Source organism: Draconibacterium mangrovi (assembly GCF_010586825.1).
Taxonomy (GTDB): domain Bacteria; phylum Bacteroidota; class Bacteroidia; order Bacteroidales; family Prolixibacteraceae; genus Draconibacterium; species Draconibacterium mangrovi.
On record NZ_JAAAGB010000001.1, the window covers coordinates 686,789 to 704,685 of the forward strand.

Genomic DNA, 17,897 nt, shown 5'->3' on the forward strand with positions numbered 1-17,897 from the left:
AATTCAGAAAAAAATAAAATGGCAGATTTCGAATTAAAAGACGATTTACAAAAATTTAGTTATGCCCTAGGAATGAGTATTTCTGCAAATCTCATCCAATCAGGAGTTAAAACCGTTCATCCAACCGCTTTTATTACAGCTTTGCAGGATGTTTTTTCAGGTGTTCCACCAAGAATGAAACCTGAAGACGCCAATCAGATTCTCGAGTCATTCATGGCCGAGTCGCAAGCTGCCGATGGCAATAAAAACCTTGAAGAAGGCAATGCCTTTTTAGCCGATAACGCTAAAAACGAAGGTGTGATTCAATTGCCCAGCGGATTACAATACGAAGTAATAACCGAAGGAGAAGGCGACATTCCAACCGCCGGCAACCAGGTAAAATGTCATTACCACGGTACATTGGTAGACGGTACTGTTTTCGATAGTTCGGTAGAGCGCAACCAACCAGCTGTATTCCCTGTAAACGGTGTAATTCCGGGATGGGTTGAAGCCTTACAACTGATGTCGGTTGGCTCAAAATGGAAACTGTATATTCCTGCCAACCTGGCTTACGGGCCAAACGGAGCAGGCGGAGTTATCGGACCAAACGCAACACTCATTTTCGAGGTTGAATTGTTAGAAATTGTAGAATAATAAAAATACGGTCGTTTACGGCCAAAAAAAAATTAACAAATGAAGAACAGTATTATTTATGTATTTGTAGTAGCATTGATTGTTGCTGCTACTTCGTGCCAGCAAGGTGGCCCGGCAGCGGTAAAATTGGAAACCAGTGCCGATTCAGTAAGTTATGCAATTGGAGTCTTGGTTGGTGCCAACAATAAACAACAACTTGAAACTGCTCCCGGAAGCGAAGAGATGAATCTTGAAGCAATGGCTGCAGCTTTCCGTTTAGCATCGTTAGGCGAAGAAGTGGAAATTACAGAAGCTGATGCAAACGCAATTGTACAGCAGTTTTTCCGCGATGCCAGCGAGCGCGAAAATCAGGCAAACCTTGAAGAAGGCAACAAATTTTTGGAAGAGAATGGAAAACGCGAAGGGGTAACAACTACCGAAAGCGGTTTACAATATGAAGTACTTACAGAAGGAACTGGCGAAAAACCAGGTGAAACAGATAAAGTGCGCGTACACTACCACGGAACTTTAATCGATGGTACTGTTTTCGACAGTTCAGTTGACAGAGGTGAGCCAGTTGTATTCGGTGTTACTCAGGTAATTCCGGGTTGGACTGAAGCATTGCAACTAATGCCGGTTGGATCAAAATGGAAAGTTTATATCCCATCTAATTTAGCTTATGGTGCAAATCCACGTCCTGGAGGAGCAATTGAACCAAATATGGCTTTAATTTTCGAAGTTGAATTACTGGAGATAGTAAAAGAATAAAAAGTTGTCATTCCGAAAGAGGAACGACTGAGGAATCTCAAACAACAGAGCATTCCTGTAGCAGATTTCTCTCCGTCAACTGACGGATCGAAATGACAAAAACTTGTTGAAAAAAACCCTTTGTCTGTTTTTAGGCAAAGGGTTTCTTTTTTTATCTTCGTTCCTGAAATAAAAAATTAGGAAATGGCATTAAGCGTAAAAGGAAAAGTTGATCAGATTTTAAAACCTGAGTCGGGTGTAAGCCGGGCAGGAAAAGAATGGAGCAAACAGGAATTTGTAATTGAAACAGACGAGCAATATCCACGTAAGGTATGTTTTACTTTATTTGGCGATAAAGTTGATTTGGTAAAAGGACTGTCTGCCGGAGAGGAAGTTGAAGTATCCTTTAACATGGAATCACGCGAATATAACGGTCGCTGGTTTCACAACATTAATGCCTGGAAGATTGATAAAGTGAGTGCTGACGGTAATTTCCCAGAGCCTCCACCGGAGTTCGGAATGGATGATATACCACCTGAACCATCGGAAGATTCGGCCGGAGATTTGCCGTTTTAAAGGATGAAGGATGAACGATGAAGGATTAATAGAAAATGCCAGCTGAGTTTTCAGCTGGCATTTTTGTTTGTTGTCATTTCGACGAGTTTTTGCTGTCATTTCGACGAAGAATGAGGAGAAATCTGTTACAGGTTGCAGGTTACAAGTTCTCAGTCGCAGTATGCAGTCTCAGTTCCTGCCTCCGGCGCCAACAATTTAGCAATTCAACAGTTTGACAATTTCTCACCGTCGCAGTTCTCAGTGACTGAACCCCAATGACTAATGACCAGTGACCAGGTTACCCCCGCGTAAACACCGGATTCCCAACCTTCGACAACCTCGGATTATAAACATACCCCTCAGCATCAAAAGCCTGCAGGTCGTTCACATTATCAATGTCATTTTCAATGATAAAACGTGTCATCAGGCCACGGGCTTTTTTGGCAAAAAAGGAGATCATTTTATACTCTCCGTTTTTCATGTCTTTAAACTGTGGCGTTATTATTTCGGCATCGAGTTTTTTGGTATCGATACTTTTGAAATACTCGTTTGATGCCAGGTTAATCAGCACCTTACTCCCCGACTCATCAATGGCTTCCTGCACTTTTGGTGTAATCTTGTTCTTCCAGAAAGCATACAGATCAGCCGAACGTTGTATTTTGATTTTTGTCCCCATCTCCAGACGGTAGGGTTGCATCAAATCAAGCGGACGTAAAACGCCATAAAGACCGGACAGAATCCGCAACTTCGACTGTAACTTCAGCAGTTGTTCTTCGCTCATTGAAGGTGCTTCCAGTCCCTGGAAAACATCGCCGCTAAACGCCAGCACAGCCTGTTTGGCATTTTCGGGTGTAAACGGCTGGTGCCAGGTTTGATAACGATCATAATTTAATTGCCCCAGGCTGGCAGAAATCCCCATTAACTCCGAGAGTTGTTTGGGTTTCATCTTCCGCAGTTTCGGAAGTATCTTTTCCGACTCGTCGAGCATGTCGGGCATGGTGTACGTTCTGGTTACCGGCGGTGTTTTATAATCCAGCGATTTTGCCGGCGATATTACTATTAGCATCTATTCTGATTTTATTTTTCAAAATTAACAGCTTTTCTTTTTTAATGTTCAGTACGATGGTATTTATTCGGCTTTAAAAGCTCCACTCAAAGCTACCCTTTATACACAAATATTTTAAGCCCCATTTCTGATAAAAGGTTTCAATATGAGGCGCCTGCCTACCGTCAGGCAGGCATGATACGTTTCATTTTCAATTTGCTTTTGCATTTGCACCTTTTCTAATGCTTAACATTAACCCCGGGCGACACTTTCCGCCTTAAGGCAGTGCGTTTGCCCCGGACTAAATTGTTACGGACTTTTCAGCCCTATAACATATTTTCTGTTGGGTTATAGTAATAAAAAGAGCGCTGAAAGTGCGTTTATAGCCCAGGACAAAGTAATTCAGCGAATTACGTCGCCCTGGGGCAGGATGATTTGATTTGAATCGTCCGGCGAAGTATGCCTATCGAAGCCAAGTGGTTCTTCCGGACGAAATGCAAAGAGCAATTCTTATAAAAAGATGGCGAATTTTCAGAAAAAAATACAACATTAACAGAACCTGATTGTGGCTTTGGAGAACTCTCGAAGACCGTTAAATTAAACCAACGCTGCGAAGTAATTAATTGTAGTATCTTTGCGCCGGTTTAGAACAAAAACAGAGGGGAAGCGTTTTGGTAGCAATGTGCTCTTTAATCACGGTTATTATTTTGTGAGCCCTTGTTTACCATAGAAAACAATAATGAAATTTGAAGATTTAAAATTGCATCCTGCCATACTAAAGGCATTAAGGGATGAAAACTACTCGGAACCAACGTCAATTCAGGCGCAGGCTATTCCACTGGTATTAGAACGAAACGATGTTTTGGGAAGTGCCCAAACCGGCACCGGTAAAACGGCCGCTTTTGCCATTCCAATCATTCAGCATTTAATAAACACTGCCCAACACGAAAAGGGTAAACGACGGATAAAATCGCTGGTGGTTACCCCTACCCGCGAGCTGGCCATACAAATTGGCGAAAGTTTTAACGCCTATGGCAAATACAGCAACCTGCAAAACACGGTTATTTTTGGCGGAGTGCCGCAAAACCCGCAGGTACGCCAACTGCAAAAAGGTGTTGACATACTGGTTGCCACACCCGGACGCTTGCTCGATTTAATCGATCAGAAACATATTTCGTTGCGCGATGTAAAGTATTTTGTGTTAGACGAGGCCGACCGGATGCTCGATATGGGTTTTATTCACGACATTAAAAAACTGCTGCAGATATTACCCAAACAGCGGCAATCGTTGTTCTTTTCGGCTACTATGCCAACCAATATATTGAAGCTTTCGCAACAAATTCTGGTGAACCCGAAAAAGGTGGCGGTAAACCCGGTTTCGTCAACTGCCGAAACCATACAACAGCACATCTATTTCACCAACAAAAGCGATAAAAAGGACTTGCTGTTGCACATTCTTAAAAACGAAGACATAGAGCAGGTACTGCTGTTTTCGCGGACCAAACATGGTGCCGACCGTATTGTACGCAACCTGCGGAATAAAAATATTGAGAGTGCGGCCATTCATGGCGAAAAGAGCCAGAACCAACGCCAAAAGGCCTTACTGCGGTTTAAAAAAGGAGAAATACGCGTGTTGGTAGCCACCGATATTGCGGCACGAGGAATTGATATTGACAAACTGCGGTATGTAATTAACCACGACATACCCAACGAGCCCGAAACCTATGTACACCGTATTGGCCGTTGTGGCCGGGCCGGCGAAGAAGGGGTGGCCATATCGCTGTGCGAACCGGAAGAAAACACCTATGTAAAAAGCATTGAAAAGTTGATAAAACTACGAATTCCGGTAGCCAACAACAATCCTTTTCCGCAGACCGAAAAGCCGATGAACGCCAGCGAAAAGAAAGAGTTTGAAGCAGAAAAAAAACGTAAACGACAGGAGTTTTTCGAAAACCGAAATAAAAAGCGCGGAAATCAAAATCCAGGGTTTAGACGGAAGAGAAGGTAAGGGGTGTTAAACCATTAAACACGCTATACAATATGCACAATGTTAGCAATAGTAATTTAACAATTCGGATTACAAAATGGGAATGTACCAGGGTATTCGCTACAACATGGTCTAGCCAATTGAATCTCATCATACCTTTTTAGCGCTTGAGTTAATTCGGTCTTATCGTATTGCTGCAATTCATTTAAACTCATATTTTGAGAAGCCAATTCTAGTAAAATGCTCTTACGAGTCTGAAGTTTATAAGCTCTAAATGACTTTGCAATTAGTCTTTTTGAGGTCCTTGGAACGAGTTTTCCTTGTTTAAGTTTAAATCTCTTAATATTTTGGCGAGCAAATTTTCTTGCATTTGTATATCTAACACGTTTTTCTACGTGCCAAATTTGATTATCCGCATTTTTTAAATGATCATCTAATAGTTCATTTAAAGCTTCTAAATTTTGCTTTTCTATATTCATTATTTTGAAGATAAATTTGGATTGAGTCTTTTACTATTATATTTTCTTTGTCAGTGAGATACAATACAACATTTATAAATTCCTTATCATAGTTTTTGGGAATTCTTAGGTAATCGACTTCTGAAGATTTTCTAAGATTGATAATTGAACTATCGCATTGCCATTTCCACTCAGTTACTCTACTAGAAGGGTCATTAATCTTTGCGAAGATTCTCACATTCTCACCTTTGTGAACATTTATAGGTTCATATGAGATTGATTCTATTTGTGGAGGAATCAAATTGTCTGATACTAAATTCAAAAAAAAATAAGCGACAAAAAAGATAAGAGATAGTAAGCTTGCGAAATTACCAAGTCCCACAGATTTGTGGTCAGTCTTAGTTGTAAATGCATTGATATAATATCCTATAAAACTTAAAACAATTCCAATTAAAGCAAGAATACTGAATGTTATAAGAATCCAAGGAAATACGAAAGGCGGTGTTAGCACCTCATTGAATGTCGGATACAAAACAATTGTTCCAGTTATAAGAACAAGAATTTTGAATGAAATTTGAGCATTTTTTTCTTTAATATCCATAGTTAATTCCTATTAAATTCATAAGTTTTGATTACAATTATAGCTAACGGTTATTGCAAGATACGTAGCGAATTTCAGTGAGCATTCATGTCCGGCAGGCCTGAACAGCAAAACGAGAATCCGCAGTTGGCGTACCACCGAATCCTGCCCTGCAATATTTACTGTGTTAGCCACTGGTTTTATATTAATTTATTTTCTATCGCATAAAATTTACCCTTTTCAGTAAGTTTAATCTGGCCATCAGGTTCGCCTTTCAATAGACCAAGCTGGATTGCTTCTCTAATTAACATTTCACTATATATTTTTGAGATTTTTAAAATGTAACTGAGATCAGATGAGTCAAACTGGTCATAGTCTTCTTCGTAAAGATTTATAGCCCCTTGCATAAGATTTTTAACGGCTGCATTAGGATTCTTTTTGTCGTCATTTATTTCCTTAAAAGGATTATTCCCAATTTCAGGTTTCTCAAAAAGTGGACTTTGATGTATTGTTCTAATAAGCTCATCATAATTAAATTCAAATTCAGAGCTTATTGAGAAATTTAGGTAGAGTTTTGTTTTCAAGAACGTAGGTACTTTATATGTTCCTTTCTGTCTGATAATTGGTATTATTTTGTTTTCGTTGATGTTTTGAAGAAGATTTGATGTAATAATCATTTTTTCATACCCCACTCCTCCTTTTCCTGAATTTGCTTTTTCGACATATTTTTCTGTACAAATCATTAAAATATAGTCCGAAGATTGCAGATTATTTTCCATAAAGGATGGAATGTCATCACCTGCTTTTAACTCCCATTGGTCGATTATAGCATCAATCCCATTGGTTCGCAATTTGGTAGCTAAATCTAAAATCCATTTTTTGTGTTCCATGCTATCATGCGAATATGAAAGGAATACTCTTGGAATTTTCATGACAATTTCTTTAGGATAATTATTTTATTTAAAATGTTAACTCATAATATTGCGAACTTCTTTAAAGATAACACACAACAGTTTTGGCCCCCAACTGGTTAAGTTATATCTACATTGTCGGCTTGCGTTATACCCTCAATTTTGGTGAGTAAGCCAACTATATCTTATTTCAGGGTACGTATTCAAAGGCTTGATTCTTTTTTGTTTAAAGTTACAATTCTGTTTAACAAAAACAATATGGGGTCAACAAAAAGTAGGGGTATACAAAAGTAAGGGCTAAAGCCCATTTGCTGGCGTTAGTTGACTAACCCCGGCATTAATGCCGGGGTTAAGCATAGCCAGTAAGCCTTACCGTGGGCGGGTTTCCACGAAGTCCCCAGCCACCAAAAAACACCTAACTATCTGATTACAAGAGCTCCCGGGAGCGCTATTTGTAACTTTCGTAGCCCTACGAAAGCTTCCCTGAGTACTATTTGGTGCTTTCGCAGGCGTACGCTTCCACCAAATAGTTCTATTTACTGCTTTCGTACGGCTACGAAAGCTCCGCCGTGTTCTCAAAACTACTTTCGTAGGGCTACAACGGTACTTTTGAACCTTATTTGGTGCTTTCGTACGGCTACGAAAGCTTCCCCGAGTACTATTTGGTGCTTTCTCAGGCGTACGCTTCCACCAAATAGTTCTATTTACTGCTTTCGTACGGCTACGAAAGCTCCGCCGTGTTCTCAAAACTACTTTCGTAGGGCTACAACGGTACTTTTGAACCTTATTTGGTGCTTTCGTACGGCTACGAAAGCTTCCCCGAGTACTATTTGGTGCTTTCTCAGGCGTACGCTTCCACCAAATAGTTCTATTTACTGCTTTCGTACGGCTACGAAAGCTCCGCCGTGTTCTCAAAACTGCTTTCGCAGGGCTACAACGGTACTTTTGTTGGTAATTTGGTGCTTTTGTAGCTATGCAAAACGACTTTAAGCATCTCCGTGGGCCTTTCGCAGGTTTACAACAGAAGCACGGCTCAACTGGTGGTTCCAAAATCATGTTGCAGGGGTATTAACTTGGTGAGCATACAAACAAATGTGTTTGTGATAGGGATCCGATCCAGTTTGAATGTGCATTTTTGCACCGTCCTTTAGGGCGGTGATTTCGGATTGAGAATTGAAAACAGGCTTTAGCCTTTAATTTAGATTTAAAGGCTAAAGCCCTTTGATAGCATCGCAATTTTGACACCGGGCTGAAGCCGCGGTGCAAAAAATAAAAACAATCCCCCACGCTGGTGTATTCTGAAACTTCGGGGGTGCAGTAGCAGTGGCTAATGAATAGTGGCCAATGACTAATGACAAGTGACCAACGTCTTATACCGCCAACCGCCTGAAACTGCAAAAAATAAAGTTTTGAAGCGTATTAAATGGTGTTTTATGGTCGACTGTAATACACCTGATTTTATTAAAGAAATCCGTTAGCAGACTGGTCATCGTATTTTCCGAGTACTGTTTTATTTCTATGCCGCTGCATTTTGCAGGGCCTTGTTCCGAAAAGGTTCCCAACACCAGGTAACCACCCGGCTTTACATACGAACGGATCGTATCGACATAATTGCTGATCTCCTGCTTATCGGTCAGGAAATGAAAGGCTGCCCTGTCGTGCCAGAAATCGTAGGTTTCGGTAGGCTGAAATCCTGCCGCATCAGCAACGATCCACTTTACCGTTTTGGCTTTTTCGCCCAAACGTTGCTGTGCTTTTTTAATTGCTGTTTCCGAGATATCAAGAACGGTAATGTTGCGGTACCCCATTTCCAATAAACGATCTACCATGTAGCTATCTCCCCCACCTACATCAATAATTCGGGCCGACAGCGGTAATTTAAACTCCTTAACAAATTGTAGCGATGTTGTTGGTGAAGCCTGAAACCAGCTCACCTCAGCGGTATTCTTACTTTTGTAGATCTCTTCCCAATGCTTTTTTCGGTCCATAATCGTTCACTTTTACTATTCTTTTGCCCGGGAAGAATTGCCTGCAAAATAATAATTATCGTGGGGATTCTCAACCAACAGCTACTGATAAATAGCATACCCGCGGATACGAGGGAATGATCAATCCAACGGAATGCCTTGCGTAACAAACGAAAGCCCGATCTGTCCGTAAGTCGAGATCATTACCGCTTCGAAAACCGGATCGGCGGCTTTGGCGGCTTTTTCCCAATCAAAAATGATGTTTGCTCCTGTGCCTCCTTCGTTATCGTTGTGCTGAATGATAATTTCAACGGTTTCCATGGGTAAAATAAAAACAGGGTACGACAGGTAAGAGCGGATACGATCACCTTTCGTATTGTAGTAGTCGATAGTATTGATGAACAGCGCTTCTTCGGTATTCGGGTTACGTATACTAATGGTGGCCGTTAAATCGACCAAACGCTCCTGCGAACCGGAATAGATTTGCGAATAAACCGACAGGTAGGTACTTCCGGTTTCGAGCGAATCGGGGAGTTTTGCAGCGGCGTTTCGTGCCTCCCAGTCTACTGTTGTTACCGGTTGTTGCCGGGCCTCGTTGTTACAGGCGACTGCAACAAATACCATTACCGCAAATACCAGGATATGTTTCATTCTAATTGCTTCCATTCCCAAATGTATGAAAAACCCCGATGCAAAAAAAGGCTACTATTATTTCGTTCCGATGGGACGTTTTGAATATTGGTTATTGGTTATTAAAAACCCGGCGCTCACGCACCGGGCTATATGATATCGCCCCGTTGGGGCTTTTTGCCTATTGTTCTTTGCCTGTTACCAACTCCTTCTGAAATCAAAAATCGTTAATCATCATTCGTCATTCATTCTCCCGACATATTAAAACCCGGCGCTTACGCACCGGGCTATATGATATCACCCCCTTGGGGCTCCTTGCCTATTGCTATTTGCCTATCGCCTACTCCTTCTAAAATCGGAATTCGTTAATCATCATTCGTCATTCAATCTCCCGCATTTTACTCCACCTCATTCACATCCAAAACCACGCTGGTGCTGCGCACGGTTATGTGCGGATTAATACCAACTTTCATCAGGAAATCGCCGGAGTATACTTTTTCAGCATCAATCCACGAGCGTCGTCCCGGGTAAACGTTCAGTTCTTTTACGGTGTATTTTTTGGCAGGATCGAGGCCGGCAAACTTAACCGGAAGCACCGAAGCCGTTTGCATGTACCTGAAGTTCGACAGGTAGTTAAACACCACTGCCCTGCTCTTATCGTTGTTTACATACATCAGCGAAGCAAAGTCGTTTTCGTACGGATTTACCAAACGATACTGGTCGCCATGCCACACCACATCTTTAAACGAGTGGAAATTCTGCACGGCCTGTTTGGCAAATTTCAGATCGTTCTCGCTGAGCTCGTGCGCCACAATGTCGAAACCCAGTTTACCCATGCTGGCCACATCAACGCGGTATTTTAGCGGAAGATCGCTCCAGTCGGTTACGTGGCAATCGGTAACAATCGACGGGAAGAAATACGAATAATTCCATTGCATAAACACGCGCTCCAGCGGATCGGTATCGTCGCTGGGCCAAAATTCTGTGAAGTATTTAAACAGCTCGTAATCGCCGCGGCCGCCACCACCCGAGCACATCATAATCGGTACCTTCGGGAATTTCTCGCGCACACGCTCCATCACATTGTACAGGCCTTTGGTGTATTCGATGTAAATATGTGTTTGCGGAATACCTTCTTTTTCGAGATAAGCCGAATGCGCATTGTAGATTACCGAGTTGCAATCCCATTTAATAAATGCGAGATCAGGATTTTTAGTCAGCAGATTGTCTACAATTCCAAAAACAAAGTCCTGCACCTCTGGATTCGACAGATCCAACACCAGCTGGTTACGGAAATATTTCTCGGGGCGCTCGGGCTGACGAATCACCCAATCGATATGATTCTCGTACAATTCACTTTTCGGATTTACCATTTCCGGCTCAATCCAGATACCGAATTTTATGCCCTCTTTTGTAGCTTCCTCTACCAGGTAACCAATTCCATGCGGCAGTTTCTTTTTGTTTTCCTGCCAGTCGCCCAACCCTGCATTGTCGCCGTTGCGCGGGTATTTGTTGGCAAACCAGCCGTCGTCGAGCAAAAACATATCGACACCCAGTTCTTTGGCATCTTTAAACAGGGCAGTCAGTTTATCTTCATCAAAATCGAAGTAAGTAGCTTCCCAGTTGTTCAGCAGTGTCAGGCGTTCGCCGTTGCCGTCCAGAACGCGGTAATCGCGTGCCCAGCTGTGCAGGTTTCGGCTGGCCTCGCCGGTTCCTTTGTGCGACACCACATATACCAACCCCGGTGTTTTGAACAGCTCGCCCGGCTGCAATTCATATTCCGACGCAAACGGATTGATACCTGCAATAAACCGAACGTTGCCCTGAGGATCTACCTCAAAATCATAACGAAAGTTCGAGCTCCACGCCAGCTGTCCCAACACCACTGTTCCGTTGTTTTCGGCAGCTTTGCCATCAAACGAAAGAATAAAATTGGGCGACTGCAGCAAATGGGCGCGTGTCCCCAGTTTCGAATCGATCGACTTTATACCGCGGGTCAGTTTCTCCTCGTTACGCTGCATTTCTTTTGCCCATTCGTTACCATAAGTGGTGAGGTAAAACTCGTTGCCGGTAAAAAACAGGTTTGCCGACGCAAACTTTTTCAGGGTTACCGCATCTTTTTGGTTGTGTTTTATCTCAGTCCATTGTTCAATCACATTCTCGGTGGTCCACGCCTTGTAAAAAAGCTTCACCTGAAACTGGTATTGCGCATCCTCCAACACAATGGTCGTCAGCAGTGCATTATCCGAAGTCGTTTCGGCAGTGTGACTCACATATTTCAGCTCCAGCGAAGTATTGCCGTCGCTTTGAATCACCTCAATGGCGGGTTCAACCAGGTTCCAGGTGCCCGATGTAGTATACGTGGCATTGTTAATTGCACTGTTGTCATCGCGCAAATTGTAACCTCGTGCCACCTCGGCATACTCCGATTCGTTGGCCAGCGGTTCGCCAAAATACACGGTATTTAAACGGCCGTCGCGCGATGTTTGCAACAACATCAGGTTATTGTTGGTTGAAATGGGAATGATCGCCTCCTGCGCAAAAACAACGGCAGACAGCAATAAAACGATCGTCAACAGATATATCCTTCTCATGATTTCAAGATTTGATTGTTTCTATTAGAATGACGAAGATTCGGAGGAAGGTACCTATGATGTACTACCGATATTTCCATTCAATAAGACTGATTGCCGATTGCAATTTGCCTATTGCCAACTCCTTCTGAAATCAAAAATCGTTAATCGTCATTCTGCAATCAGATTTAATGTTACAGATCTCTCGCTGCGCTTCGAGATGACAGCTGCTCTCCACTTTTTCCTTGTTACTTTAAACTTTTGCCTTGCTCCCCTACATGCTCTGCTGCAACATGGCTATAGATTGTTGGATAGCGGCCCGGTCTTGTTCCGATATACCTTCAACTTTCAATGCATTGTTATACAGTTGCAATGCTTTGTCTTTGTTGCCTTCCTGCAGGTAGATTTGTGCCAGGTAACCTGTTGCCGAAAGATATTCGGGTGAGGTGCTGATCACTTTCTCCAAGGTTTTTTTCGCAACTGAAGTCTGTCCGTTCTGCACCTGGTAGTAGGCAAGCGTGTATCCGTAATCAGGATTTTCGGGGCGCGCTTTCCAGGCCATTTCGGCATACTTTACAGCTCCGGCCAGATCGCCGCGCTGCGCTACAATTACACTCAGGTTTTTGGCTGCAACCGGTTGGTTTTCCGGGTTGGCTTCCAGCGCTGTTCGTAAAGCCTTTTCGGCTTCGTCCATACGCCCCTGCTCGGCCAGCAACAAGCCCAGATTCAGGTTGGCAGCTTCGTTCTTTGGCTCGTATTCCAATACTTTCTTCAGATTCTCCTCGGCTTTTTCGTTATTGCCGATATACGAATACAACACACTGCTGTTGATTAGCGGCAATACCGACGGAGGATACAAACGCGCTGCTGTTTCGTACGAGTTCAGCGCCTCGGTTGCCTCACCTTTGTTCTGATGGTACAAGCCGAGGTTATAGTGATTGCTCCAGTTATCCTGCCGCGAAGTCATCGATGTTACGTATTCCTTTTCGGCAGCGGCAATTATTGTTTGTTCTTCGGCGGTAAACTCATCCTGTGGGAAAGTTAAAATAGCATTGGCAGCCTGTATGCGCACCAAACGAATATCATCCTGACAAGCTTTCAGCAGGGCAGCTTTCACCTCATCGGTAATTATGCCTCCCAAACCGTATGCTGCCGACGAGCGCACCAGTTCCGATTCGTGATTCAATGCGTCGATCAGCACACCGGCTTTCGATGCATCGGGGTAATTATTCAACAAACGGATAAGCGAATTAGCCACTACATCGTCGGTTTTAGGATCGCGGATGTATTCGAACATCTTATCCACATTCTCCCACTCCATGTCGCGGGCTTCTTTTATCAGTTGTGCCCATCGTAAAGTTTCTTCCTGGTAATCGCCATTGGGGCGCGCCTTTACAATTTTATTGGCCCACTCGGGCGATTTATCCTTATGGCACTGGTTACAGGCATTTGGCGAACCAAACTTAATGGTTGCCTCGGGCATTGGCGGACGGAACGAGTGATCGCTGCGCAAAAAGCGGCCAACAAATTCGCGCTTTGGCATGTGGCAGCTTAAGCAGGTAAGCCCAGCCGAAGCCGGGTGCCCGGTATGTGTTTCCAGATCTTCGGTGCGGTTATTATGGCATTTCAAACAAGCCTGGTTGGGATTGTCCTTATTGCGGTCGCGTCCACTCGATGTATGGCAGGTAACACAATGCAGCTCGCTGTTATCGGCACATGCATTCATCATCCACTCGGTAAGGGTGTAATTCTCTCCCAGCGAACGGCCATCGGAATAAAAGTCACGATCCTCTAGCGTTGTCACGTTATAATTATCGAAATACTTATCGCCGGGCATGTAGCTTGGTGTAATCGGGTTCATTTTAGCATGACAAGGCGAACACGATGCAACATGTTGCTCCTGCGTAAATACTTTTGTACTTATCAATCCCAGCTCATCAGCTTCCTCGCCTTCTTTTAATGCTTTGAAAATACGAACGTGCTCGCCCGCCGGCCCGTGGCAGGTTTCGCAGTTAATTCCGGGTTCTTTCCAGGTGGTATGATAGGTATCGGTTGCCAAATCGTAATTGGTATTCAACTGGCTGATGTGGCAACTGTAGCACCCTGTGTTAAAAGCAAACATATCGTCTTTCCAGGGCAAGGCTTCATCATCCGGCATATCTCCACCAAAATGGCGCATTCCGGCCATGGGGTAATTGAACCACTCTTTGCGGTTTGCATCAAAAGCCAGCGGAATATTCTGCAGTTTCCCTTTCTCAAAGGGTGTAAGAAAAGTATATACATTGTGTCCGCCCATAGCCCAGATTACGTCGTAGGTTTTTACCAGTTCGTTGCCATCGCGTTCGTACAGTACCATGGTTGAATCTTTAAACTCCACCTGGAACAAGTGTCCTTCCACATCGATGGGTTCGCTATCCGGCAGTTGATGCTCTGCCATAAAAGCCTCATTTATTGGCATCATTGCCTGTGCATGATACGATGGTTCCCAAAGCTTATAGAAGTTTTCGTGACACTCAATACAACTTGCCGATCCGGTGAATTCGTTATTTACCTCTTTTAGTTTTTGTTTACAGGAAATTGCTGTTAGCAGTATTGCAACAACAACTAATATCTGAGATCTCTGGATATACATAATTAAATAGTTTGAATCATTTAATTGATGTGGCAAGATACAAATTTCAACATGTTGAATACAAAAAAAGCAGCTTATTCATAATGAGAATAAACTGCTTTTGGTATTATTAGCGTTAGTTAGTTTTTCGGATAAAACACCGAATTGAAGAAAGTCTCCATTTCGTTGATGTAATAAATACCGTATTTTTTAAATGTAGCTTTTGTGTTGTCGTCCGGTTTCCAATCAAAGAAAGCATGTCCGGCACCGCCTACCTGCACATACTGTACACGTTGTCCGGCTTCCACCAGCGCATCAACATAACGTTTAACGGCATCGTCAGGTATTAAACCGTCATCAGTTCCGCGGGTAAGGTAATGCGGAATTTTACGCTCCTCTGCATTGGGGATATTGCTCAATGGCGCAATGGCTTCTTTCCATCTGTCGTCGGCTTTCGGATCTTCGGAATAATGACTCAGTCGGTCGCTGCCAAATACACCGTAACTCGGAGCCGCTGCTTTTATAGCTGCCATCATTTCAGCACGCACCTGATCAACCGTTTTATTTTTTGGAATGTACGATGGCATAAACTCAAATACGCCTTTGGTTTCACCAAAACCACCGTCGCCAATTTTGTTTGGCATGGTTCCAGCCACTGCCGATAAATGCCCACCGGCACTGTCGCCGGTTACAGCAATTCGGGTGGGGTCGCCTCCATAATCGGCTGCGTGTTCCATAATGTGTGCAATGGCGCCAAACACATCGCCAATAATATCGGCCATGGTATTTCCAACCTCGTCGCCGTCGCGGTTCCCGGCCCAGCGGTAATCGATACTAAAAACAACGTACTTGCCACTTTTGGTTAATTCGCGGGCCATTCCGCGCATAATATCTTCGGTATTCCAAATCCAGCCTCCTCCGTGAATGATAATAATACAGGGCAGGTTACGGGCACCTTCGGGAGCAAATACATCGTATTTTAATTGTTTAACGCCGGGTTTGGCATACGGAATATTTTGAGCAACCATCAAGTGGTCTACTTCATCTTTTTCGATAAACGATGCGCCCAGTTTTGTATCCTGGTTGATCACCACCTCATATGACGATGCCATACATTCGTGATACATGTCGCCCCACATTCCTTTTACCGAATAGTAAACCGCATCGAGTGCATAGTTTTTATCGGGTTTGGCCGAAATGGTAAGTACCGTTCCTTCGGCTACTTTCCCATCAGCCGGAATGGCAGGTTCTACCTTAACTTTTCCGTTTTTTACTTCGTCAACTGATACCGAAAATGTTTGTTGTGCTTTCAGGATTCCTGAACACGCGAACATGGTCAGCAAAACAAGAGTAAGCGATTTTTGACTCATTGATTATTGTTTTAGTTATTAGAATATCAGCAAGTGCTAACGATTTATAAATTTAGCTGATCAACAGCAACGATCTGTTTTTTTGGGACTGTTTTTGAACATCTATACAATTGAGTACCCAAAATTATGAAAAAGCTTGTTGCTACCAGTATTTCCAGTATTCAATACGTGGATTGGCTTTTACCTTTTCCTTGTATTCATCAATAAATTTCTGGTTCAGCTCGTCGTTATCACCGTACTTTTTGCGTAGTTCTTCCAGCTGAACATGCAACTGCGCCTGAACGTCAGCATAAGCCGGATCGTCGTATACGTTACGCATTTCCATCGGATCGTTCTCCAGGTCGTACAGTTCCCAGTCGTCGATATCGTAGTAAAAATGAATGAGTTTGTATTTATCGGTGGTAATTCCGTAATGACGCATTACCGCATGCTCCGACGGGTGTTCGTAGTAATGATAATAATGTGCATCGCGCCAGTCGGCAGGAGTTTCGCCCTTTAAAATTGGCAGCAGACTTTCTCCCTGCATTTCTTCCGGAATTTCTGCGCCGGCAGCATCAATCAGTGTTTCGGCAAAATCGAGGTTCGAAACCAAATCGTCATTCACCGATCCGGCTTCAATAACTCCGGGCCAGCTAACCAGCAGCGGCGTATTTAACGATTCTTTGTACATCCAGCGTTTATCAAACCAACCGTGCTCACCCAGGTAAAATCCCTGATCTGACGAATAGATAACAATGGTATTTTTATCCAATCCCGATTCTTTCAGGTAATCGAGTAGCTTCCCAACACTTTTATCCACGGCAGAAATACACGCCAGGTAATCGCGCATGTAACGCTGATATTTAAAGCTTACCAAATCTTTTCCGGTAGGGTTTTCTTCCCTGAACTTTTCGTAAATGGGCTGATAAACGGCATTCCACTGCTCCAGTTGCTCTTCGGTGTAGCCTGCGCGGGGTTGATCGGTCATTTTCAAATCGCGATCGATAAACATCGTATTTGCAATCGACATGTTATTTTTTGCAGCGGCATCGCGGGTGTCATAGTCATCAAACAATGTCTCCGGCTCCGGAAAAGTGGTGTTCTCGTACATTCCCAGTTCATTTGGTCCGGGCTCCCACGCACGGTGAGGTGCTTTATGCCACATCATAACCATAAAAGGCTGCTCCGATTCTTTCTCACTTTCCAACCAGTTAATTGTTTTATCGGTAATAATTTCGGTGGTGTACCCTTCCATTTTGTACTCGCCCTCCTGGTTTATAAACGTTGGATTGTAATAACGCCCCTGTCCCGGAAGAATATCGAAATAGTCGAAACCGGTTGGCGTACCGCCGAGGTGCATTTTGCCAATTACCGCCGTTTTATAGCCGGCTTTTTGCAGCACTTTAGCATACGAATTCTGGCTAAAATCGAAATGCGAACCTCCGGTGTTATCAATAAAACCATTTAAATGACTGTATTTTCCACTCAGAATGGTTGCCCGCGACGGACCGCAAATAGAGTTGGTAACCATACACTGGTTAATACGCATTCCGCCCTCAGCCAGCCGGTCGATATTTGGAGTTGGCGCCAGTTCGGCCAACGGGCCACCATAAGCACTAATGGCCTGAAAAGCATGGTCGTCGCTCATGATGAAGACGATGTTTGGCCGCTGTTTGCTTTCCTCTTTTGTTGAAGTAGCGCAACCAAAACCAATAACCGCCAGAAAAGCAAGGATTAGAATTCGTTGTGAAATAATTTTGATAGTCATGTTTTGCTATTTAGTTAGATTAGTTGATTTGCTGCTAAAAATAGTGATTCTGTTTTTAGCAGCAATTCAACTGCCACTCTTTTCGGGCATTGTTGTCCCATTTT

General features: G+C 43.4%; 14 protein-coding genes. 4 read left to right on the forward strand and 10 right to left on the reverse strand.

Translation table 11 applies throughout. The features are described 5' to 3' along the window. Positions 1-18: 18 nt before the first annotated feature. The 3 genes from G4420_RS02725 to G4420_RS02735 all read left to right on the forward strand — a co-directional run bounded on the left by G4420_RS02725 (position 19) and on the right by G4420_RS02735 (position 1,935). Entirely contained in the window at positions 19-633 is a 615-nt protein-coding gene (locus G4420_RS02725) for an FKBP-type peptidyl-prolyl cis-trans isomerase (protein ID WP_163322055.1), read from the forward strand. Positions 634-672: 39 nt separating this feature from the next. Further along, a complete protein-coding gene (locus tag G4420_RS23360; protein ID WP_163322056.1) occupies positions 673-1,380 on the forward strand; it encodes an FKBP-type peptidyl-prolyl cis-trans isomerase in 708 nt (235 codons plus the stop codon). Between the two features lie 183 nt (positions 1,381-1,563). Beyond that, positions 1,564-1,935, forward strand: coding sequence for a DUF3127 domain-containing protein (locus tag G4420_RS02735; RefSeq protein WP_163322057.1), 372 nt, complete (start codon positions 1,564-1,566; stop codon positions 1,933-1,935). A 277-nt stretch (positions 1,936-2,212) separates the two neighbouring features. Here G4420_RS02735 and yaaA read toward each other — a convergent pair whose 3' ends face one another. Then, complete coding sequence (gene yaaA, locus G4420_RS02740) at positions 2,213-2,980, reverse strand: peroxide stress protein YaaA (RefSeq protein ID WP_163322058.1); 768 nt, start codon at positions 2,978-2,980, stop codon at positions 2,213-2,215. Positions 2,981-3,698: 718 nt separating this feature from the next. On the opposite strand from yaaA, the gene G4420_RS02745 reads away from it, so the two are divergent. Further along, on the forward strand, positions 3,699-4,967 hold the full coding sequence (locus G4420_RS02745; RefSeq protein WP_163322059.1) for a DEAD/DEAH box helicase: 1,269 nt from the start codon (positions 3,699-3,701) through the stop codon (positions 4,965-4,967). 56 nt (positions 4,968-5,023) lie between these two features. On the opposite strand, the gene G4420_RS02750 is transcribed toward G4420_RS02745, so the two are convergent. From G4420_RS02750 to G4420_RS02790, 9 genes are all read right to left on the reverse strand, one after another. Further along, positions 5,024-5,425, reverse strand: a complete 402-nt coding sequence (locus G4420_RS02750; protein WP_163322060.1) for a hypothetical protein — start codon at positions 5,423-5,425, stop codon at positions 5,024-5,026. Next, positions 5,388-6,005, reverse strand: a complete 618-nt coding sequence (locus G4420_RS02755; RefSeq protein WP_163322061.1) for a hypothetical protein — start codon at positions 6,003-6,005, stop codon at positions 5,388-5,390. The genes G4420_RS02750 and G4420_RS02755 overlap by 38 nt, the downstream gene beginning before the upstream one ends. A gap of 179 nt (positions 6,006-6,184) precedes the next feature. Continuing rightward, on the reverse strand, positions 6,185-6,916 hold the full coding sequence (locus G4420_RS02760; protein ID WP_204273572.1) for a toll/interleukin-1 receptor domain-containing protein: 732 nt from the start codon (positions 6,914-6,916) through the stop codon (positions 6,185-6,187). 1,349 nt (positions 6,917-8,265) lie between these two features. Continuing rightward, positions 8,266-8,883, reverse strand: a complete 618-nt coding sequence (locus G4420_RS02765) for a class I SAM-dependent methyltransferase (protein ID WP_163322062.1) — start codon at positions 8,881-8,883, stop codon at positions 8,266-8,268. A 120-nt stretch (positions 8,884-9,003) separates the two neighbouring features. Beyond that, a complete protein-coding gene (locus G4420_RS02770) occupies positions 9,004-9,528 on the reverse strand; it encodes a DUF3124 domain-containing protein (protein ID WP_204273573.1) in 525 nt (174 codons plus the stop codon). 362 nt (positions 9,529-9,890) lie between these two features. Next, positions 9,891-12,086, reverse strand: a complete 2,196-nt coding sequence (locus G4420_RS02775; protein WP_163322063.1) for an alpha-galactosidase — start codon at positions 12,084-12,086, stop codon at positions 9,891-9,893. Positions 12,087-12,339: 253 nt separating this feature from the next. Then, a complete protein-coding gene (locus tag G4420_RS02780; RefSeq protein WP_163322064.1) occupies positions 12,340-14,697 on the reverse strand; it encodes an ammonia-forming cytochrome c nitrite reductase subunit c552 in 2,358 nt (785 codons plus the stop codon). A gap of 119 nt (positions 14,698-14,816) precedes the next feature. Beyond that, positions 14,817-16,046 (reverse strand): alpha/beta hydrolase, encoded by a 1,230-nt coding sequence (locus G4420_RS02785; protein ID WP_204273574.1) that lies wholly within the window; start codon positions 16,044-16,046, stop codon positions 14,817-14,819. Positions 16,047-16,188: 142 nt separating this feature from the next. Next, a complete protein-coding gene (locus G4420_RS02790) occupies positions 16,189-17,793 on the reverse strand; it encodes a sulfatase family protein (RefSeq protein ID WP_163322065.1) in 1,605 nt (534 codons plus the stop codon). Positions 17,794-17,897 lie beyond the last annotated feature (104 nt).